The 19374-nt window shown below is 69.0% G+C and carries 21 protein-coding genes and 1 pseudogene; 19 read left to right on the forward strand and 3 right to left on the reverse strand.

Annotated features, from left to right (window positions below; genetic code table 11):
- Nucleotides 1-6 precede the first annotated feature (6 nt).
- The 6 genes from BLT25_RS20345 (at nucleotide 7) to BLT25_RS20370 (ending at nucleotide 5377) form a co-directional block, all read left to right on the forward strand.
- Nucleotides 7-315: a DUF2469 domain-containing protein gene (locus tag BLT25_RS20345; RefSeq protein ID WP_045550889.1), complete on the forward strand. Its 309-nt coding sequence runs from the start codon at nucleotides 7-9 to the stop codon at nucleotides 313-315.
- A 139-nt stretch (nucleotides 316-454) separates the two neighbouring features.
- Nucleotides 455-820 carry a YraN family protein gene (locus BLT25_RS20350; RefSeq protein WP_091050102.1) on the forward strand — a complete coding sequence of 122 codons (366 nt, stop codon included), beginning with the start codon at nucleotides 455-457 and terminating at the stop codon, nucleotides 818-820.
- Nucleotides 820-2403 (forward strand): YifB family Mg chelatase-like AAA ATPase, encoded by a 1584-nt coding sequence (locus BLT25_RS20355; protein ID WP_176884100.1) that lies wholly within the window; start codon nucleotides 820-822, stop codon nucleotides 2401-2403. The genes BLT25_RS20350 and BLT25_RS20355 overlap by 1 nt, the downstream gene beginning before the upstream one ends.
- Nucleotides 2400-3572 (forward strand): DNA-processing protein DprA, encoded by a 1173-nt coding sequence (gene dprA, locus BLT25_RS20360; protein WP_091049728.1) that lies wholly within the window; start codon nucleotides 2400-2402, stop codon nucleotides 3570-3572. The genes BLT25_RS20355 and dprA overlap by 4 nt, the downstream gene beginning before the upstream one ends.
- 29 nt (nucleotides 3573-3601) lie before the next feature.
- On the forward strand, nucleotides 3602-4564 hold the full coding sequence (locus tag BLT25_RS20365) for a tyrosine recombinase XerC (RefSeq protein ID WP_091049730.1): 963 nt from the start codon (nucleotides 3602-3604) through the stop codon (nucleotides 4562-4564).
- Between the two features lie 207 nt (nucleotides 4565-4771).
- Nucleotides 4772-5377: a hypothetical protein gene (locus BLT25_RS20370; protein WP_143033805.1), complete on the forward strand. Its 606-nt coding sequence runs from the start codon at nucleotides 4772-4774 to the stop codon at nucleotides 5375-5377.
- Here BLT25_RS20370 and BLT25_RS20375 read toward each other — a convergent pair.
- Nucleotides 5296-5919 carry a murein hydrolase activator EnvC family protein gene (locus BLT25_RS20375; RefSeq protein ID WP_091049733.1) on the reverse strand — a complete coding sequence of 208 codons (624 nt, stop codon included), beginning with the start codon at nucleotides 5917-5919 and terminating at the stop codon, nucleotides 5296-5298. The genes BLT25_RS20370 and BLT25_RS20375 overlap by 82 nt on opposite strands.
- A gap of 422 nt (nucleotides 5920-6341) precedes the next feature.
- On the opposite strand from BLT25_RS20375, the gene rpsB reads away from it, so the two are divergent.
- From rpsB to rlmN, 7 genes are all read left to right on the forward strand, one after another.
- Nucleotides 6342-7241 carry a 30S ribosomal protein S2 gene (gene rpsB, locus BLT25_RS20380; RefSeq protein WP_091049735.1) on the forward strand — a complete coding sequence of 300 codons (900 nt, stop codon included), beginning with the start codon at nucleotides 6342-6344 and terminating at the stop codon, nucleotides 7239-7241.
- A gap of 49 nt (nucleotides 7242-7290) precedes the next feature.
- Nucleotides 7291-8100, forward strand: coding sequence for a translation elongation factor Ts (gene tsf / locus BLT25_RS20385; protein ID WP_091049737.1), 810 nt, complete (start codon nucleotides 7291-7293; stop codon nucleotides 8098-8100).
- 167 nt (nucleotides 8101-8267) lie between these two features.
- Nucleotides 8268-8981, forward strand: coding sequence for a UMP kinase (gene pyrH / locus BLT25_RS20390; RefSeq protein ID WP_091049739.1), 714 nt, complete (start codon nucleotides 8268-8270; stop codon nucleotides 8979-8981).
- 63 nt (nucleotides 8982-9044) lie between these two features.
- A complete protein-coding gene (gene frr / locus BLT25_RS20395; RefSeq protein WP_218131437.1) occupies nucleotides 9045-9599 on the forward strand; it encodes a ribosome recycling factor in 555 nt (184 codons plus the stop codon).
- A 156-nt stretch (nucleotides 9600-9755) separates the two neighbouring features.
- Nucleotides 9756-10664 carry a phosphatidate cytidylyltransferase gene (locus BLT25_RS20400; RefSeq protein ID WP_091049743.1) on the forward strand — a complete coding sequence of 303 codons (909 nt, stop codon included), beginning with the start codon at nucleotides 9756-9758 and terminating at the stop codon, nucleotides 10662-10664.
- A gap of 158 nt (nucleotides 10665-10822) precedes the next feature.
- The gene (locus BLT25_RS20405; RefSeq protein ID WP_091049746.1) at nucleotides 10823-11221 is read left to right on the forward strand and encodes a hypothetical protein; all 399 of its coding nucleotides are present in this window, start codon (nucleotides 10823-10825) and stop codon (nucleotides 11219-11221) included.
- Between the two features lie 121 nt (nucleotides 11222-11342).
- A complete protein-coding gene (gene rlmN / locus BLT25_RS20410) occupies nucleotides 11343-12461 on the forward strand; it encodes a dual-specificity RNA methyltransferase RlmN (protein ID WP_091050105.1) in 1119 nt (372 codons plus the stop codon).
- A gap of 135 nt (nucleotides 12462-12596) precedes the next feature.
- On the opposite strand, the gene BLT25_RS20415 is transcribed toward rlmN, so the two are convergent.
- Nucleotides 12597-13052 carry an Lrp/AsnC family transcriptional regulator gene (locus BLT25_RS20415; protein ID WP_091049747.1) on the reverse strand — a complete coding sequence of 152 codons (456 nt, stop codon included), beginning with the start codon at nucleotides 13050-13052 and terminating at the stop codon, nucleotides 12597-12599.
- Between the two features lie 82 nt (nucleotides 13053-13134).
- Here BLT25_RS20415 and BLT25_RS20420 point away from each other — a divergent pair, with 82 nt between their 5' ends.
- The 6 genes and pseudogenes from BLT25_RS20420 (at nucleotide 13135) to BLT25_RS20440 (ending at nucleotide 18243) form a co-directional block, all read left to right on the forward strand.
- Nucleotides 13135-13761, forward strand: coding sequence for a LysE family translocator (locus BLT25_RS20420; protein WP_218131425.1), 627 nt, complete (start codon nucleotides 13135-13137; stop codon nucleotides 13759-13761).
- A 122-nt stretch (nucleotides 13762-13883) separates the two neighbouring features.
- Complete coding sequence (locus BLT25_RS20425) at nucleotides 13884-14768, forward strand: amidohydrolase family protein (RefSeq protein ID WP_091049750.1); 885 nt, start codon at nucleotides 13884-13886, stop codon at nucleotides 14766-14768.
- On the forward strand, nucleotides 14765-15547 hold the full coding sequence (locus tag BLT25_RS20430) for an enoyl-CoA hydratase/isomerase family protein (RefSeq protein WP_091049751.1): 783 nt from the start codon (nucleotides 14765-14767) through the stop codon (nucleotides 15545-15547). Before BLT25_RS20425 ends, BLT25_RS20430 begins: the two co-directional genes overlap by 4 nt.
- A complete protein-coding gene (locus BLT25_RS20435) occupies nucleotides 15544-16542 on the forward strand; it encodes an MBL fold metallo-hydrolase (protein ID WP_218131426.1) in 999 nt (332 codons plus the stop codon). The genes BLT25_RS20430 and BLT25_RS20435 overlap by 4 nt, the downstream gene beginning before the upstream one ends.
- Nucleotides 16543-16635: 93 nt before the next feature.
- Nucleotides 16636-16797: pseudogene (locus BLT25_RS29520) on the forward strand (23S rRNA (adenine(2503)-C(2))-methyltransferase RlmN); the annotation flags it as partial.
- A gap of 285 nt (nucleotides 16798-17082) precedes the next feature.
- Nucleotides 17083-18243, forward strand: coding sequence for a glycosyltransferase family 4 protein (locus tag BLT25_RS20440; RefSeq protein WP_091049757.1), 1161 nt, complete (start codon nucleotides 17083-17085; stop codon nucleotides 18241-18243).
- Here BLT25_RS20440 and BLT25_RS20445 read toward each other — a convergent pair.
- Nucleotides 18218-19330: an LOG family protein gene (locus tag BLT25_RS20445; protein WP_091049759.1), complete on the reverse strand. Its 1113-nt coding sequence runs from the start codon at nucleotides 19328-19330 to the stop codon at nucleotides 18218-18220. The genes BLT25_RS20440 and BLT25_RS20445 overlap by 26 nt on opposite strands.
- Nucleotides 19331-19374 lie beyond the last annotated feature (44 nt).

Here is a 19374-nt window from a genome sequence, read left to right on the forward strand (position 1 = left end):
GATGCCATGAGCGCCGAGGATCTCGAGAAGTACGAGACCGAGATGGAGCTGACCCTCTACCGCGAATATCGCGACGTGGTCGGCATCTTCAAGTACGTCGTCGAGACCGACCGCCGCTTCTATCTGTGCAACCAGGTCGACGTGCGGGCGCGTACGGACTCGGGGGACGTCTACTTCGAGGTGTCGATGAACGACGTCTGGGTGTGGGACATGTATCGGCCGGCCCGGTTCGCGAAGGCGGTCAAGGTGCTCACCTTCAAGGACGTCAACGTCGAGACGCTCAACCCGACCGACATCGACCAGCCGTTGGACTGATGGCCGGCTGATCTCGGGCCAGTTTCTGTCCACAGGGCGATCTCGATCCGGGGTTATCCCCAGGCGCCCCGGACCCAGCTCTGATTGTCGGTGCTCGCGATGAGTCTGGACCTCGAAGCCGAATGGCAGGAGGTCCATGATGAGTTCAACGGCGCCGGCGCGGATCGCGCTGGGAAACTACGGCGAATCGGTCGCCGAGAGGCACCTGGTCGAGGCGGGCATGACCGTGCTCGACCGCAACTGGAGATGCACGGACGGGGAGATCGACCTGGTCCTGCGCGAGGGTGACACCCTCGTCGTCTGCGAGGTCAAGACCCGCAGCCATGACGGGTGCGGCACTCCGCACGAGGCGGTCGACAAGACCAAGCTCGACCGGCTCAAGCGGTTGGCGATCGCCTGGCTGGAGCAGCACGACGTGCGCGCTCCGGGGATCCGGATCGATCTCGTCGCGGTGATGCACGCGCCCCGTGGCTCGGCGCTGGTCGATCACGTCAGGGGCCTGTGATGGGATACGCGCGAGCTCATGGCGTCGCCCTTCGGGGCGCGGTCGGTCATCTGGTCGACGTGCAGGCCGATGTCTCCCCGGGTCTGGTCGGAGTGACGCTGGTCGGGCGTGCCGACAGCGTGCTGGCCGAGGGGCGCGACCGGGTGCGGATGGCGATCATCAACTCAGACCTCGAATGGCCCGCGACCAAGCGGATCACGGTGCTGCTCTCACCGGCCGACCTGCCGAAGGGCGGGTCTCATTACGACCTCGCGATGGCGTTGGCGATCCTCGCGGCCGGTGGCGAGCTCGAGACGACCGGGCTGGAACGCACGGTCTTCATCGGTGAGCTGGCGCTCGACGGTGGGCTGCGGCCGACCTCCGGTGTGCTCCCGATGGTGCTCGCCGCCTCCCACGCCGGGATCGCTCGGGTGGTGGTGCCGGAGCCGCAGGTGGCGGAGGCGCGGATGGTGCCAGGGATGGAGATCTTGGGGTTCCGGTCGCTGGGCCAAGTGGTCGCCGAGCTGCGCGGCGAGCCGGTGCCCGACGCGCCGCCGGTCGCGACCGGCACCGGCGGCAGCCTGCTCGGCTGGCGGGGTGATCGCAGGCTCGACGACATGGACATGTCGGACCTTCGTGGCATGCCCGAGACCCGCTATGCGGTCGAGGTCGCGGCCGCCGGCGGACACCACCTGCTGCTCAAGGGACCGAAGGGCTGCGGGAAGACCTCGATCGCCGAGCGGATCCCGACGATCCTGCCCGATCTCTCCCGTGAGGAGTCATTGGAGGTGATGGCGGTGCAGTCGCTGGCCGGGGTGCTCGACGTCGACCGAGGGCTGCTGACCCGGCCGCCGTTCGCGGCCCCGCACCACGACGCCTCCAAACCCGGGATCGTCGGCGGTGGCACGGGCAGAGTCCGTCCGGGCCAGGTCTCGCTGTCCCACGCCGGCGTTCTCTTCCTCGACGAGTTCCCGTTGTTCAAGAGCGACGTCATCGAGTGCCTGCGCGAGCCGCTGGAGAGCGGCGACATCACGGTGTCGCGAGGCGAGGAGTCGGTGACGCTGCCGGCGCGGGCCCTGGTCGTGCTCGCCGCCAACCCGTGCCCGTGCGGCAACTTCGACGCCTCGGTCACCAAGGACGGTTGCATCTGCCGGTCCAACGAGCGCCAGTCCTACGAGCGGAAGGTCTCCGGACCGATCACGGACCGCATCGACATCATCCGTACGCTGCGGCCGATGTCCGAGCAGAACCACGACCCGTGGGGCTCGGAGACCAGCGCCGACATCCGTGAACGGGTCACCGCTGCCAGGCGCCGTCAGCGCGAGCGCTACGCCGACTTCGGCTGGCGGCTCAACGGACAGGCCAGCGGGATCGCGCTGCGCGACAACTGGCCGCTGCCCCCATCGGCCGAAGCGCTCATCGACTCGCGCATCTTCTCCGGCGCCCTGACCCGTCGCGGCGCGGTGCGCGTCCATCGCCTCGCGTGGACGGTCGCCGACCTCGCCGGGGTCGACTGGCCGGGGGTCACCGAGACCGAGACGGCCCTCGCGCTGCGCAACGGCGGCTCGCTCACGGTATCGGCGTTCGAGGGGAGGTCGGCATGACCGCGGCGCCCGTCGCACCGCCCTTCACCGACCTCGAGCGCGAGCGCCTGGCCCGGATCGCGCTGACCCAGCTGATCGAGCCCGGCACCCCGCTGCTCGACACCTGCATCGTGGGATCCACCGCGACCGAGGTCTACCAGCGCTTTGCGGAGGAGGATCCCGAGCTCGGCGACGACGGCCTCGAAGCGAGGCTGCGGTTGGCCCAGATCCACCCCGACCGCGACCTGGAGCGCGCGACCAACGCCGGGTTCCGCTACGTCATCCCAGGCGACGAGGAGTGGCCCGCTCAGGTCCAGCGGCTCGCCGGGCAGGAGCCGCTTCAATACCGCACCGGCACGCCGCTCGGTCTGTGGGTGCGCGGGCCGCTTCTGCTCAGCGACCTCGACCGGTCGGTCGCCATCGTCGGGTCCCGGGACGCGACCGCCTACGGCGCCGACGCCGCGGCACGGATCGCGGCAGATCTCGCGGTCAACGACTTCGTGACGGTCTCCGGGGCAGCGGTCGGCATCGACGCGGCCGCTCACCGGGGCGCGCTCACCGGGCCGCCAGGGAGCACCGTCGCCGTGCTCGCGGGTGGCGTCGACGTTCCCTACCCGCTGCGCCACCGGCGCCTGATCGACGCGATCGCCGAGAGCGGAGCGGTGATCTCGGAGATCGCGCCCGGGTTCCCCGTAACCCGCTATCGATTCCTCTCCCGCAACAGGATCATCGCGGCCCTCGCGCGGGGCACCGTGGTCGTCGAGGCCGCAGCGCGCAGCGGCTCCCTCAACACCTCACACTGGGCCTACAGCATCAACACGCCCGTGATGGCGGTGCCGGGTCAGGTGGGTGCGATGACCTCGGTCGGCACTCACGAGCTGGTCCGCAGCGGGAAGGGCGTCCTGGTGACCGACGGTCTCGACGTGCGCGAGCTCGTCGGCGACATGGGCGAGGCGGTCCCCGAGGAACCCCGGGGCCCCGTACGCCGCCGCGACTCGCTCACCTCTGTCGAGAAGCAGGTCCTCGACGCCGTGCCGGTGGGCAGCCCATCCTCACAGCTCGCGATCGCGAGATCCGCCTGCCTGCACCCGAAGACGGCCGGCACCGCGCTGTCGCGACTCGAAGCGCTCGGTCTTGCCGAGCGGTTCCCTGACGGGTGGCAGCTGGCCCCGGGCGCGGCTCGCACATGAGGACTGGGCAAAACACCTATCCTGGCTCGGTGAGCGCTGATCCCGACGGGGACCCGGAAGGCGGGTCCACGGAAGCGGAGCTCCCCGAGGTCTACGCCGCGCTGCTCGGGGACTACGAGCGACACCTCTCCGCCGAACGCGGCCTCTCCGACCACACGGTCCGGGCCTATGTGGGCGACATCCGCAGCCTCCTCGACCACGCCGGCCGGATGGGCCGCACCGAGCCCGAGGCGATCGACCTGCGCACGCTGCGCAGCTGGCTGGCCAAGCAGCAGACGACCGGCCACTCACGTACGACCCTGGCCCGGAGGGCCACCGCGGCCCGGGTCTTCTGCGGATGGCTGGTCCGAACCGGCCGGGCGCCGGTCGATGCCGGTGCCGCGCTCGGCTCGCCCAAGGCCCACCGCACGCTTCCGCCGGTACTGCGCCCCGACGAGGTCGAGTCCCTCATCGCCGCTGCCATCACCGCGGCCGAGGACGGCACGCCGGTGGGGATGCGCGACATCGCCCTGCTCGAGATGCTCTACGCGACCGGCGCCCGCGTCGGAGAGCTCGTCGGCCTCGACCTGGGCGATGTCGACTACGAGCGCCGGGTCATCCGGGTGCTCGGCAAGGGTCGCAAGGAGCGGATGGTGCCCTTCGGGGGCCCCGCGGTGCGGGCGCTCGACCGGTGGGTCGTCCGTGGCCGCCCGCAGCTGGTCACCGAGTCCTCGGGCCCGGCCCTGTTCCTCGGCGCTCGTGGCGGCCGGCTCGACCAGCGCGCCGTACGCACCCTCGTCCACCGCCGCCTCGCGGACGTCCCCGGCGCCCCTGACCTCGGCCCCCACGGGCTGCGCCACAGCACCGCCACCCATCTCCTCGAGGGTGGCGCCGATCTGCGCTCGGTCCAAGAGCTCCTCGGCCACGCGAGCCTGGCCACCACCCAGATCTACACCCACGTCAGCAGCGACCGGCTCCGCAAGGCCTACCGCCAGGCCCACCCCCGCGCCTGACCCGCCGAGACGTCACCCGCGTCGCCCGAGTCGGCAGTTGTGGTGGCCGAAACCGTGGTTGCGGGTGGCGGAACTCGACTTTCGTGGCCCACAACTCAATTCTCGGCCGCCACAATCGCCGACTCGGCGGGGCCTACGCCAGATCGCGTACGCAGTCACCGCGGTCGCGCGGACGCCGGGACGGCGGTGCCCGGCCAGTCTGAGGGCATGACCAGGAACTCGATGTCGAACAGGCCGGCGCGGCTGCGGCCCGGCGTACGCAAGGCAGTGCCCGTGCTCCATCTCCTCGGGGTGGGAGCTTGGCTCGGCATCGACGTGGTGGTCGGCATCATGGCCGCGGTCGGCTCGGGATCAGGCGACGCCGCCGACCGTGGTCTGGCGCTGCAGGTGATCGGCACCTATCTCGCGGGCCCGATGCTCGCGGCGGGGCTGATCGTGCTGGCGACCGGGGCGGTGCTCGGCTGGGGGAGCAAGTGGGGGCTGGTGCGGTTCTGGTGGGTCGCGGTGAAGCTGGTCGTCAATATCGTGCTGGTGGCGCTGATCCTCTTCGTCCTGATGCCGGGCATGGAGCAGGTGCGGATCATCGGCGAGGTCCTGACCGCGACCGGCGAGCTGACAGGAGACGTCAGCAACCTTCGGTTCCCACCGGCCGTTTCGCTGACCGCCCTCACGATCGCCGTCGTCTTGTCCGTCTACAAACCCTGGGGACGGACGCGGTTCGGTGAGTCGGGCTACCTGACCGGGTCGCTGCGCCAGAGGGGGAGGAGCCGGACCGGCTCCGGCGCGTCGACGAGCAGCAGAGGGTCGAGGTAGACATCGTCCGCGTTGCGGATCCAGCCCCAGTGCAGGCAGGCGGCCGGGAAGCAGTGGGAGCCGGCGATACCGAGCCGGCCCAACGGCGCTCCGGTCGCGACCGGGTCGCCGACGGCCACGGTGGCCGCGACCGGCTCATAGGTGGTCCGCGTGGCTCCGTGATCGACAGTCACCACCGCCTTGCCGGCGATCAGTCCGACGAAGGCGACCGTCCCGGCCATCGCGGCGCGTACGACCGCGCCTGGAGACCCGGCCAGGTCCACGCCGCGATGACCCGAACCCCACGGGGCATCTGGCGGGTCGAAGCGGCGTACGACCTCCGGCTGGGGTGCCAGCGGCCATACGCCTCGGGGGACCTCCTCGGCTTCTCCGACCGGGCTCGGACCCTCGCCGTGACCCACGGCCCCGCCCAGCGCGGCGCCGGACGGCGCCACCTCGGCACGTGGCGTTCCGAGGGCTGGGCTTGCCGGGGCGATGAGGACGACGAGGAACAGGGCCGCGACGAGGGCGCGGGCCCGGTCGGAGAGGCGGTACGAGGTCATGACGAGCAGACAACCCCGGATAGAGGACCCGCACAACGAGCGTCGTACGTCCTGTGGACAACCCCGTCCCGAGACACCCCTGTGGACACTGATCGGCCCGCGCCGGAGCTGGTCACGGAGGATTGGCCCGAGAACCCGGTCGGCGGCTAGTCTTGGACCGGCAGCCCCCTGTGGGCTGACTTCGCACGCCAGCAGACCGCGACGGTGCCTCGCTCCGAGACACCGGTCGCCCGCGGGCGCGGCCCTCAGTCCCGAGCAGCATGCTCAGGTCGGACCGCGCGCAGGCGTCAGGGCCCATCACCACCGATGGGCGCGAAACTGAAAACCGACCGGCTCGCGCCAACACCCGCCCGACCTCGAGAAACGCAAGGTCGAGCCACCAGCGGTGCACGCGCGGGCCACCACCTAGGAGAAAAAACATCATGGCAGTCGTGACCATGCGCCAGCTCCTCGAGAGCGGCGTCCACTTCGGACACCAGACCCGTCGCTGGAACCCGAAGATGAAGCGGTTCATCCTCACCGACCGCAACGGCATCTACATCATCGACCTGCAGCAGTCGCTGGCCTACATCGACCGCAGCTACGCCTTCATCAAGGAGACCGTGGCCAAGGGCGGGACGATCATGTTCGTCGGCACCAAGAAGCAGGCCCAGGAGGCCATCGCCGAGCAGGCGACCCGCGTCGGCATGCCCTACGTCAACCAGCGCTGGCTCGGCGGCATGCTCACCAACTTCCAGACCGTGCACCAGCGGATCAACCGCCTCAAGGAGCTCGACGAGGTCAACTTCGACGACGTCGCCGGCTCGGGCCGCACGAAGAAGGAGCTCCTGCAGATGAAGCGGGAGCGCGACAAGCTCGAGAAGACCCTGGGCGGCATCCGCGAGATGGGCCGGACCCCCTCCGCCGTCTGGATCGTCGACACCAAGAAGGAGCACCTCGCTGTCGAGGAGGCTCGCAAGCTCAGGATCCCGATCGTCGGCATCCTGGACACCAACTGCGACCCCGACGAGGTCGACTTCCCGATCCCGGGCAACGACGACGCCATCCGCGCGGTCGGCCTGCTGACCCGCGTGGTCGCCGACGCCGTCGCCGAGGGCCTCATCGCCCGCTCCGGTGGCAAGACCGAGGGCACCGAGGGCGCCACCGCCGAGGAGCCGCTGGCCGAGTGGGAGCGCGAGCTCCTGGCGACCCCGGCTGCCGAGGAGGCCAAGGCCGAGGAGACCCCGGCCGCTGAGGCCCCCGCCGCGGAGGCTGCTGAGACCACCGAGGCTCCGGCCGAGGAGACCCCCGCCGAGACCCCTGAGGCCCCGGCCGAGGCCTGAGCCTCATCGTCCACCCAAGAGCCACTTAACAAGTCAGAGGAAGACACACATGGCTTACACCGCTGCCGACGTCAAGAAGCTCCGTGAGCTGACCCAGGCCGGCATGATGGACTGCAAGAAGGCGCTCGACGAGGCTGACGGCAACTTCGACAAGGCTGTCGAGATCCTTCGCGTCAAGGGCACGGCCAAGGCCGCCGCTCGCGCCGCGGAGCGCACCACCTCGGCCGGCCTCGTGGCCGCGTCCGGCAACGCGCTGGTCAGCCTCCTCTCGGAGACCGACTTCGTTGCCAAGAACGAGGGCTTCGTCGCTGCTGCCCAGCAGATCGCCGAGGCTGCCGACGCCAACAAGGCCAACGACCTCGAGTCCCTCAAGGCCGTCTCGCTCGGCGACAAGACGGTCGGCGAGACCGTCGAGGAACTCGCCCGCACCATCGGCGAGAAGATCGAGCTCGGCCAGGTTGCCTACTTCGAGGGTGAGACCACGGTCTACCTGCACAAGAAGGCCTCCGACCTGCCGCCGAGCCTCGGCGTCCTGGTCGCCTACGAGGGTGACGAGGCGGCCGCGAAGCAGGCCGCCCAGCAGGCTGCCGCGCTCAAGGCGCAGTACCTCACCTCCGACGAGGTGCCGGCCGACGTGGTCGACGCCGAGAAGGACGTCCTCACCAAGAAGACGCTCGAGGAGGGCAAGCCCGAGGCTGCCGTCGCCAAGATCGTCGAGGGTCGGATCAAGGCGTTCTTCAAGGAGATCGTCCTGCTCGACCAGGAGTCGGTCTTCGAGTCGAAGAAGTCCGTCAAGCAGGTCCTCGACGCCGCCAACACGCAGGTGAAGCAGTTCGCCCGCTTCGACGTCGGCGCCTGACCGAGCCTGATTCCGCGCGAACAGCGCGCGATCAGTTAGGTTGAGCAACAACGTACGACGAAAGGGGCCGGTCCGATGAACCGAATGGTGATCATCGGACCGGCCCTTTCGTACGTCACCCCCGCACGCACCACCCCGCACGACGTCGCCCCAGGAAAGGCCACGGCATGACCCGCTACCAGCGCATCCTGATCAAGCTGTCCGGAGAGAACTTCGGCGGTGGCGAGGTCGGGGTCGACCCCATCGTGGTCGCCTCGATCGCCAAGGAGATCTCCGCTGTCGCCGCCTCCGGCGTGCAGGTCGCGATCGTCGTCGGCGGTGGCAACTTCTTCCGCGGCGCCGAGCTCCAGCTGGCCGGAATGGACCGGTCCCGCGCCGACTACATGGGCATGCTCGGCACCGTCATGAACTGCCTCGCGCTGCAGGACTTCCTCGAGAAGGAGGGTGTCGACACCCGCGTGCAGACCGCGATCACGATGGGCCAGGTCGCCGAGCCCTACATCCCGCGCAAGGCCATGCGTCACCTCGAGAAGGGCCGCGTCGTGATCTTCGGCGCCGGCTCCGGGATGCCCTATTTCTCCACCGACACCGTCGCCGCCCAGCGCGCCCTCGAGGTCCACGCCGAGGTGGTCCTGATGGCCAAGAACGGCGTCGACGGGATCTACACGGCCGACCCGAAGAAGGACCCGACGGCGACGAAGTACGATGAGATCACCTTCGGTGAGGCGCTGCAGAAGCAGCTCAAGATCGCCGACGCCACCGCGTTCGCCCTCTGCATGGAGAACAAGATGCCGATCGTCGTCTACGGTGCGGAGGACGAGGGGGCGGTCTACCGGATCGTCCAGGGTGAGAAGATCGGTACGCTCGTCACCGCTGGCTGAGCGGCACGAGCCCACACGCCACCCACACCCACAACACTTACGAGCGCACAGGAGCATCCGGTGATCAACGACATCCTCAACGAGGCCGACAGCAAGATGGTGAAGTCGGTGGACTCCACGCGTGAGGACTTCGCCACGATTCGTGCCGGCCGGGCGACCCCGCAGATGTTCAGCAAGATCCTGGTCGACTACTACGGCACCCCGACGCCGATCCAGCAGCTCGCCTCGTTCACCAGCCCCGAGCCGCGGATCATCAACATCGCCCCCTTCGACATCGGCGCGATGGCCAACGTCGAGAAGGCGATCCGCGACTCCGACCTCGGTGTCAACCCGTCCAACGACGGCAAGATCCTGCGTGCGGTCTTCCCTGAGCTGACCGAGGAGCGCCGCAAGGAATACATCAAGCTCGCCAAGGAGAAGGCCGAGCAGGGTCGCGTCTCGGTGCGCCAGGTGCGCCAGAAGGCCAAGCAGGGTCTCGAGAAGCTCGAGAAGGACGGCGAGGCCAGCAAGGACGACGTCACCGGTGCCGAGAAGCGCCTCGACAGCCTCACCAAGAAGCACACCGAGGCGATCGACGAGCTGCTCAAGTCCAAGGAAGCCGAGCTGCTCGAGGTCTGAGCCTGTGACCCTGCGACGAAGTCGCAGGGTCACAACGCGAAGAGATCGAGCGAGCGCAGCGGCTGAGCTTGCGAAGCCGCGAAGCGGGTCGAGATCTACCCGCACGGGGTCGAGTTCCACAAGCGAGTCGGACCGCGACCAGAAAAGGACCTGAGCATGAAGGAATCCCTTGTGAGCCAGACGCCGCCGTCTCCTTCTCCGTCAGCTTCCGAGCCGCCGAAGAAGGACTACGGCCGTGCCGGCCGCAACCTGCCCGCGGCGATCGGCTCCGCCGTCGTCCTCCTGGTTGCCATCGCGCTGAGCCTGATGTTCGTGAAGACGGCGTTCATGCTGATCGTCGTCGGCTGCGTCGTGGCCGCGGTCTGGGAGCTCCACCGGGGCCTGATGGCCAAGGACATGGACGTCCCCGAGCAGCCGCTGATGATCGGCGGCACGGTGATGGTCCTGGCGGCCTATTTCTTCGGCGCCGACGCGCTGGTGACCGCCACGGCGGTCTCCGCGCTGGTGATCATGCTGTGGGTCCTGCGCCGTGGCGTGGACGGCTACGTACGCACCTCGGCAGCCTCCGTCCTCACCCTGTTCTACCTGCCGTTCCTCGGCTCGTTCGTCGCGCTCATGCTCGGCGAGGGCGGCGACTGGACCTCGGGCGGCCTCTCCGACGACGGCGTACGCGGCATCATCGTCTGGGTCCTGCTCACGATCATGTCCGACATCGGCGGCTACGTGGCCGGGGTCCTCTTCGGCAAGCACCCGATGGCGCCGGTGATCTCCCCGAAGAAGTCGTGGGAGGGTTTCGCCGGATCGGTGGTCTTCACCGTCGCCACCGGCGTCGGTCTGGTCGTATGGCTGCTCGACGCGTCCTGGTGGATCGGTGTCGCGCTCGGCGTGGTCGCCTGCGTGATGGCCGTCCTGGGCGACCTCGTCGAGTCGGTCATCAAGCGGGACCTCGGCCTCAAGGACATGAGCCAGATCATCCCCGGTCATGGCGGCATCATGGACCGCCTCGACTCCCTCCTGGCGACCGTCGCCCCGGTCTGGCTGATCCTTCACTACGCCGTCTTCTGACCAGGCCCCGCCTGATGCTCTTCCTCGTACGCCACGGCCGACCCATCCAGGTGCGCGGCGTCGCCGCGGAGCACTGAGAGCTCGACCCTGCCGAGTCGAGTTCGTCGCGGCAGCGATTCTTTACCAAGGATGACGTGGTTCGGCGTTACCGTTGACGAGTGAACCAGCGTCCCGCGGACCTCGACGTGGACTCCGATCCAGACGTCGAGGCAGATCCCGGCCCGGAGGAGGAGTCCTCGGGGTCCGGCGGCGTGTGGGCGTGGCTGCACGACTCGCACCCGACCGTGGCAGCCCTGGTCGGCTTCTACATCGGCCTGGCGTACGCGATCCTGGTGCCCGGCACCTGGGGCGCCCTGCTGGCATGGGTGCTCGGTCAGGAGCGGGCCGAGGAGCTGTTCCCGTGGGTGGCGCTGACCCTGCTGGTGCCCCTGGCCCTGCTCATCCCGCGCAAGACCCGCCGCCTGGCCGAGTTCGTCTGGCTGGGGATCATCCTGACCGTGCTGGTGGTGGTCGGTGTCGGCGCGCTGGTCTTCTGGATCCTGCTGAAGACGGGCTGACCGGGCGGGCCGGATCCAGGTTTAGCCGTAGGCAGCACCCCGGTGGGACAATGAAGCAGTGACCGAGCCCGATCCTGCGAACGTACCGGCCCCGCACAGCCCTGAGGCCGAGGCCGCCGCGATGGAGGGGCGCCGCCTGCCCCTGGTGATGGCGCCGCCCAAGGGCCGCGGAAAGCCGCCGCGCCACCTCGCCGACCTCGACCTGGCCGGCCGTCAGGACGCGGCGAAGGAGGCAGGGCTCCCGGGGTTCCGGGCCAAGCAGCTCTCGGTGCACTACTTCGAGCGGCTGGTCGACGACCCCGCCCAGATGACCGACCTTCCCGCCAACCAGCGAGAAGAGCTCGTCAACACGTTCCTGCCCGACCTGATGACGCCGATCCGTCAGCAGGAGGCCGACAAGGGCACCACCGTCAAGACGCTGTGGAAGCTCTTCGACGGCGCCCTGGTCGAGTCGGTGCTGATGCGCTACACCGACCGCGCCACGGTCTGCATCTCCTCCCAGGCCGGCTGCGGCATGGCCTGCCCGTTCTGCGCCACCGGCCAGGGCGGCCTCGAGCGCAACATGTCGACCGCCGAGATCGTCCACCAGGTCGTCGTCGCTGCCCGGCAGATGGCCAGCGGCGAGATCCCCGGCGGCCCCGGTCGTCTCTCCAACGTGGTCTTCATGGGCATGGGGGAGCCGATGGCCAACTACAAGGCGCTGATGGGCGCGGTCCGCCGCCTCACCTCGCCGGCGCCCGAGGGCCTGGGGCTCTCGGCGCGCCACGTGACCGTCTCCACCGTCGGCCTCGTGCCGCGGATCAAGCAGCTCACCGAGGAGGGCATCCCGGTCACCCTCGCCCTCTCGCTGCACGCCCCCGACGACGAGCTGCGCAACGAGCTCGTCCCGATCAACACCCGCTTCTCGGTCGCGGAGACCGTCGACGCCGCCTGGAACTACGCGCGCGTGACCAAGCGCCGCGTCTCCATCGAGTACGCGATGATGCGCGGCATCAACGACCAGGCCTGGCGCGCCGACCTGCTCGCCGACGTCCTCAACTCCTACGGCGACTGGGGCTGGGTCCACGTCAACCTGATCCCGTTGAACCCCACACCCGGATCGAAGTGGACCGCGAGCGACCCGGCCGACGAGCGTGAGTTCGTACGCCGCCTCGAGGCCAAGGGCATCTCCACCACCGTCCGCGACACCCGCGGCCGGGAGATCGACGGCGCCTGCGGCCAGCTCGCTGCCGCCGAGTAGACAACACTGAGTCGTCAGGACGCCGCCCGCTCGGTGGTGCGACGAACGTCCAGTCGGCGGTGATTCTCCGGCTCCGGGCGGCTCGAGCGGCCCCGTCCCACGACGGTGTGCAGACCGCAGAGTCGCGAACGGGCGTCATCCCAGCGGCAGAGGTCGGTTCTCGGCGACGGTCTTCATCACCAGAGTGGAAGTGAGCCGCTGGACGCCGGGCAGGGTCGCGAGGTGGTCGTCGTAGAGCTGCTGGAACGCGGGTAGGTCGCGGGTCATGACGCGGAGCAGGTAGTCGGGGTCTCCGAAGAGTCGTTGTGCCTCGAGGACGTTCGGGAGTTCGCGTACGGCGCTCTCGAAGGCGTCGAGGGTGAGGCGGTCCGCGGCGGTCATGGTGATGAATACGAGGGATTCGAAGGTGAGTCCCAGTGCCTGAGGGTCGAGGTAGGCGCGGTAGCCGGCAATCGCGCCGGAGCGTTCCAGGCCGCGTACCCGGCGATGGCAGGGGGAGAGGCTGAGCTGGACTCGTTCGGCGAGCTCGGTGACGGTGAGCCGGCCGTCTTGCTGAAGCTCAGCAAGAATCTTCCTATCTACGTCGTCCATGCGGTTGATTCTTCCATGACCAGACCTCGTTCGGGGGAAAGTTGGGAACACCTTGCGCGTCTTTGGACCTAGTCTTCCGGCTGTGGATATCGGACATGTGGCTGCGTTCTGGGTGGTTTCGATGCTTTTCGTGATCACGCCCGGACTGGACTGGGCCTATGTGATCGACGCTGGTTTACGACGCTCGAACGTGCCTGTTGCGGTGGCCGGGCTGCTCGGCGGTCACCTGCTTGCGACGGTGGCGGTAGCAGCCGGGATCGCCGCAGTTCTTGCCGGCGCCCCGTTGGTCCTGGCGGGAGTCACGGTTGCCGGCGCGGCCTACCTGATCTGGATGGGCGTGCGCGGTTGGCTCCATCCCGCCGAGCCACACGCGACCGCTGGGGCCGATGCCAGCGAGGCCGCATCATGGTTGGGCGTGTTGGCGAAAGGGTTCGGGGTCAGTGGTCTGAACCCGAAGGTGTTCCTGCTGTTCTTGGCGTTGCTGCCGCAGTTCACCGACCGAGACAGCTTCTGGCCGGTCGGGGTGCAGATCCTCTGTCTGGGCCTGGTCCACATCGCCAACTGTGGCGTCGTCTACCTGCTCATCGGTTCCGGTGCGCGGCTGGTGCTTCGCGCGCGGCCTTCCGCCGCACGTGCCGTCAGCCGGTTCTCGGCAGCGGCGATGGTGGCCATCGGTGCCGCCCTGCTGATCGAACAAGCGGTGATCTGAACCGCCTCCGGCGCCCGCCGCAATCCTCTTTAGGGGGTGCCCACATCAGACCGACTACGCCACATTGGGTGCCACAGCACGAAGCGCGGGCGCTGAATGGGCGACCGCCGGAGGAGTGATCAATGCAGGACCTGACAACCACGCCTGAGGCGAACTCCAGGACGGAATCCACGACCGCTGTGATCGATGCTTGGATGCAGCACCCGACCGGATACTGGCTGGGGCAGCCGTTCCTGGACTCGTTGCGCCGCTGGTCCAAGGGCACCATTCCCGAGGGCGACGTTCCGATCTCGTGGACCCTGGAGAAGATGGACGAGGCGGGAGTCGGCATAGGTGTCCTGAACGCATGGTACGGCCCGACCGGGCCGATGATCAGCAATGACGAGGTCGGGCGGATCGTGCGTGACCACCCCGATCGGTTCGTCATGGCGGCTTCGGTCGACCTGCGCCGGCCGATGGAGGCCATCGTGGAGCTTCGTCGCTGCGTCGAGGAATATGGCGCTCGGGCCCTGCGGATCCTTCCCTGGCTGTGGGACCTCCCGCCCGACGACCGACGCTACTACCCGCTTTACGCCGCATGCTGTGATCTCGACCTGACCTTCTGCACGCAGGTTGGGCACACCGGTCCGCTGTGCCCCTCCGAACCCGGCAGGCCGATTCCCTACCTCGACCACGTCGCATTGGAGTTCCCTGACCTGCGCATAGTCGGTGGCCACACCGGCGCACCATGGACCGCTGAGATGATCTCGCTGGCCACGAAATACCCCAATGTCTACATCGACACCTCGGCATACAAAGCCACCCGCTACCCCCGCGAACTCGTCGACTACCTACGCTCCCATGGCCGCCGCAAGGTGCTCTTCGGCTCCAACCACCCGGCTTGGCCCGCCCCGGACTGCATGTCTGGACTCGACGATCTGGAGTTGGACGAGCCGACCCGGGCGGCGTTCCTCCACGGTAATGCTGCCCACATCTTCAAGATCGGGACCCCGGAGGGACCGTCATGACCTGGACGATCGATCGACACGGCCACGTGGCCGTGGTGACCATGAACACCAACGTGGTGAACGCACAGAACCGGGCCTTCTTCGCCGACCTCCACGAGGCGTTCGACACCCTTGAGCAGGACCATCCGGATTCACCGGTGGTGCTGACCGGAACCGCTGGCAGATTTTCAGCGGGCCTGGACCTCGGCGAGCACTTCCCGCTCTTCGCCGGTGACCGCGACGCCGTGGCGGCATGGTTCAGCGACTACCGCGCCACCAACATGCGTCTGTTCACCTACCGGCGCCCCACTGTCGCTGCCATCAACGGACACGCGTTCGCAGGCGGGCTGATCACCGCAGCGGTGTGCGACCACCGGATCGCCGTCGATGACGACGTATCCCGGTTCGGCATCAACGAGGTCCCGATCGGGATTCCGATGCCGGCGGTCTACCTGCGGATGCTCCAGTACGCCTGGGGCGAGCCGACCGCCGCACGGTTGAGTCTGCACGGGGACAGGTTCACCTCCACCCAGGTCCACGCGATGGGCGTCGTGCACGACCTCGTCCCCGCCGACAACCTGCTCGAGCGCGCCGTTGCGATTGCCGACCTCACGCCGCAGGACTGCCTCGCCCAGTACGCCTACACCAAACGCGCTCTCCAGGCCCCTGCACTGCGCGACATCGCGGCGCTTTCAGATCCACAGGATCGCGATCTGCCCGACGAGATGACCAGCCCCGACGCACAGCACGCCCACCGCCGCTACTGGGAGCAGCTCAAGGGAATCGAGGCATCATGGTGAGTACGAACGAGTCGGTGCCGCACGAGCTGCCGACCTGGGTGCACTGGGAGCAGCGCCCGTTCCCCGACGCCAACCTCCTACTCCTTGACGGACGCGAACCGGCGCTGATGGACAGCGGCTTCGTCGGTCACGCCGACCGGACCGCGGCCTGGGTCGAACGGCACACCGGCCGCCTCCACCGCGTGGTCAACACCCACTGGCACTCCGACCATGTCGGCGGCAACTCCCTCCTGCAGCAACGCGGTGTGGGTATCGCCGCAAGCACACCCGATTCCGATGCCCTCAAACGCCGCGATCCTGGATGCTGCGCGGCGGAGTACCTCGACCAGCCGGTTCCGCCATATGACGTGGACGAGGCCCTTGGGGACGGCGACATCCTCACGCTGGGCAACGCCGACTGGGAGGTGATCACCACCCCGGGGCACACCCCCGGTCACCTGGCGTTCTGGCAACCCGACGAACGCCTCCTGGTCGTCGGGGATGCCCTGTCTGACTACGACGTCGGCTGGGTCAGCCTTGCCGCTGACGGCCCCGATGCGGGTAAGGCAGCGGTGGCCTCGCTCGTTCGGCTGGCCGACCTACGCCCGCGGGTGCTGCTGACGGCCCACGGGCCCCTCCCAGCCGACACTCCAGCCGCATTTGACCATGCCCTGCGCCGGGCCCAGCGCCTCGTCGATGACCCCGACGGTGCCGTCTGGTACGGCGCGCGGCGCATCTTCGCCTTCGCCCTGATGATCCGTAGCGGCATCACGACCGACGAGGTCGAGCCCTACCTACACCGGCAGCCATGGCTCGTGGACGCCGCCCGTCTACTGCACCGCACAACCGAGGACATCAGCCACGAACTCCTAGATTCGATGCTGCGCAGCGGAGCTGCGGTCGCAGTCGACGGGCGTATCCTCGCCGCAGCGCCCCATGAGCACGTGGACCAGCACACGCTCGACGTTCCATTCCCGCGTGCATGGCCACCTCCCGGAACCGCGGCCACGGGCTGACGCCAATGCCTCAGGAGTCGTCGATTCCCAACTCCCTACCGCCACGGTCGATAACCTCGTGCATCGGAGCGTGCACGTCAGTTCATGTTCTGCCCGTTGAACCCCGCACCCGGAACGAAGTGGACCGCGAGCGACCCGGCCGACGAGCGAGAGTTCGTACGCCGCCTCGAGGCCAAGGGCATCTCCACCACCGTCCGCGACACCCGCGGCCGCGAGATCGACGGCGCCTGCGGCCAGCTGGCCGCCGCCGACTAGCACGTACGCGGACCGGGCCCGGTTGTGCACCGGTCCGCGTACGTCCCCCTTGTCACGATGCGCGTCTCAGCACATCGCGATCCTGCGAGCCTAGGAACGCCGGCTGTCCGGCTTCTGTCGCCGACCGAGGTGCGGTGACAGATCTCTGAGGGTCATGCGGCGTTTCCGCTGATGACACCGCCTGGACTACCTGACGCCCGGCACGGAGTTCTGGCCACAGGAGGTTCACCGACGCGTCAACCAAGTCGGGGGTCGCGTTGCCGGACGGCGCTCACGATCAGAAACATGAGCATCAGCCTCGATCGGGTCCCGCTGGTCGCCGCCAACTCGGAGCCGCTCCGTGTCCTCATCGTCACGGAGTCGTTCCTGCCGCAGGTCAACGGCGTGACGAACTCCGTACGCCGCGTGCTGGAGCATCTCGCGGTCGACGGCCACACCGTCGAGGTCGTGGCACCCACCGGGCCCACCGAGTACGCCGGGTTCCCGGTGACCCGGACCAGGGGAGCGACGTTCTGGGTCTACAAGGACTTCCGCGTCGGCCTCGAGACGCGGCGCAAGCTGCGGGCGGTGATGCGCCGGTTCAGCCCCGACGTCATCCACGTGGCCTCACCCGCGCTGCTCGGTCGGCAGGCGGTGCTGGTCGCCAAGGAGCTCGGCATCCCGAGCGTGGCGATCTACCAGACCGACCTGGTCGGCTTCTGGGACAAGTACAAGGCGGTCGGCGGCCCGCAGGCCGCGGCGATGCTCACCCGTCAGGCGCACTCGGCGGCCGACCGCACCCTGGCGCCGAGCTCGTCGGCCCTGACCCAGCTCGAGGGTCTCGGCGTACAGCGCACCGGGCTGTGGCCGCGAGGTGTCGACGTCGAGCTTTTCCACCCGAGCCGCATCGACCACGACCTGCGCGCGCAGCTCGCGCCCGGTGGGGAGACCATCGTCGGGTACGTCGGCCGCCTCGCTCAGGAGAAGGAGCTCCACCTGCTGACCGCGCTGGCCCACAACCCGGCGTACAAGGTCGTGCTCGTCGGTGGCGGACCGCAGGAGCGCGAGCTGCGCCAGCTGCTCCCGAACGCGACCTTCCTGGGCGTGCTGCAGGGGGAGGAACTGGGGGCTGCGTACGCCTCCCTCGACGTGTTCGCGCACACCGGCTCCCACGAGACGTTCTGCCAGGCGGTCCAGGAGGCGCTCGCCTCCGGGGTCCCGGTCGTCGCGCCGCGATCGGGCGGGCCGCTGGACCTGGTCGCCGACGGCGTCACCGGGTTCTTCTACGAGCCGGGCAGCCGCGACGATCTCGGTTCCCACGTCGCGCTGCTCCACAACGACCCGCAGCTGCGGCTGCGGATGGGACGCGAGGCCCGCAAGAGCGTCGCGCACAAGTCCTGGGGCGCGGTGAACGCCGCCCTGGTCGACCACTACCGCGACGTCATCCGGGCGCGTCGGCCGCGATGACGTCGAGGACCTCCTCGGCCGTGTCGACGAGGTGGATGTGGCCCTCCATCGCGCGACCGCGGGCGAGAGCCTGCAGGAGCGGCCAGACCGGCAGCTCCTCGGTCCAGTAGCTGCGCCCGACCAGCACCATCGGCGCGACCGCGCTCGCGTCGGCGTAGTAGTTCTCGCAGGCGTCCTGGAAGATCTCCTGCACGGTGCCGCCGGCACCGGGCAGGAAGACGATCCCGCCGTCGCAGACCTCCAGCAGCACTGCCTCGCGGGTGGCGTTGCGGAAGTACTTCGCGATCGCTCCGGCGAACACGTTGGGCGGCTCGTGCCCGTAGTGCCAGGTCGGGATCCCCAGCGACCTCCCGGGCGTGCCCTCCACCCGGTCGCGTACGTCGAGGGCCACCTGTGCCCACGCACGGATCGAGGGCCGGAACGACGGCACCGCCGCCAGCGACTCGAGCGCATCCTCCAGCACCTTCTTCGACGCCCCGGCGAGGAAGGCGCCCAGGTTGGCCGCCTCCATCGCCCCCGGGCCACCGCCGGTGGCGATCACGTGACGGCTCGCCAGGTGTTGAGCGAGGCGGGCAGCGGACGCGTAGCCGTCCTCGCCGCGCTGCAGCGCGTGCCCGCCCATCACCCCGACGAGGCGCGTCCCCTCGTCGCGGCGCGCGCGGACCCATTCCTCCAGCGCAGTGTCGATCGCGTGGTCGTGGAGGGTGATCGCGAGCAAGTCGTCGGCATCGAGCGGCTGTTGCCGCCAGGCGTACGCCCTCGCGTCCAGGCTCCGGGCGTAGACCGGGTCGTCGTAGAGCTCCTCAGCGGTGTAGAGCTTCGATCGGTGGACGTCGACCGGCGTCTCCGGGATCACCGGCATCACCAACGCGCCCTCGTCCTCGGCGTAGTTGCCGTCCCCGGGCGCGAAGGCGCAGTCCAGGAACGTCGCCCCGGCAAGCTCGGTGTCCCGCAGGGTCTCGGACCGCGAGGTCAGATCCAGCGCGCGCAGCCGCCACCCCCGCAGACTCCCCGCCCCCGCCGCCACCCGTCCGTCCAGCTCCTCGACCGACTCGATGTCGACGCGGCGTCCCCGGTGATGCTTCATGGCCGTCACCCTAATGCCGAGCCGTCACCTACGTCGGCCGAGTG

Origin of the sequence: Nocardioides sp. YR527, assembly GCF_900101045.1 — a bacterium.
Classification (GTDB): Bacteria; Actinomycetota; Actinomycetes; order Propionibacteriales; family Nocardioidaceae; genus Nocardioides.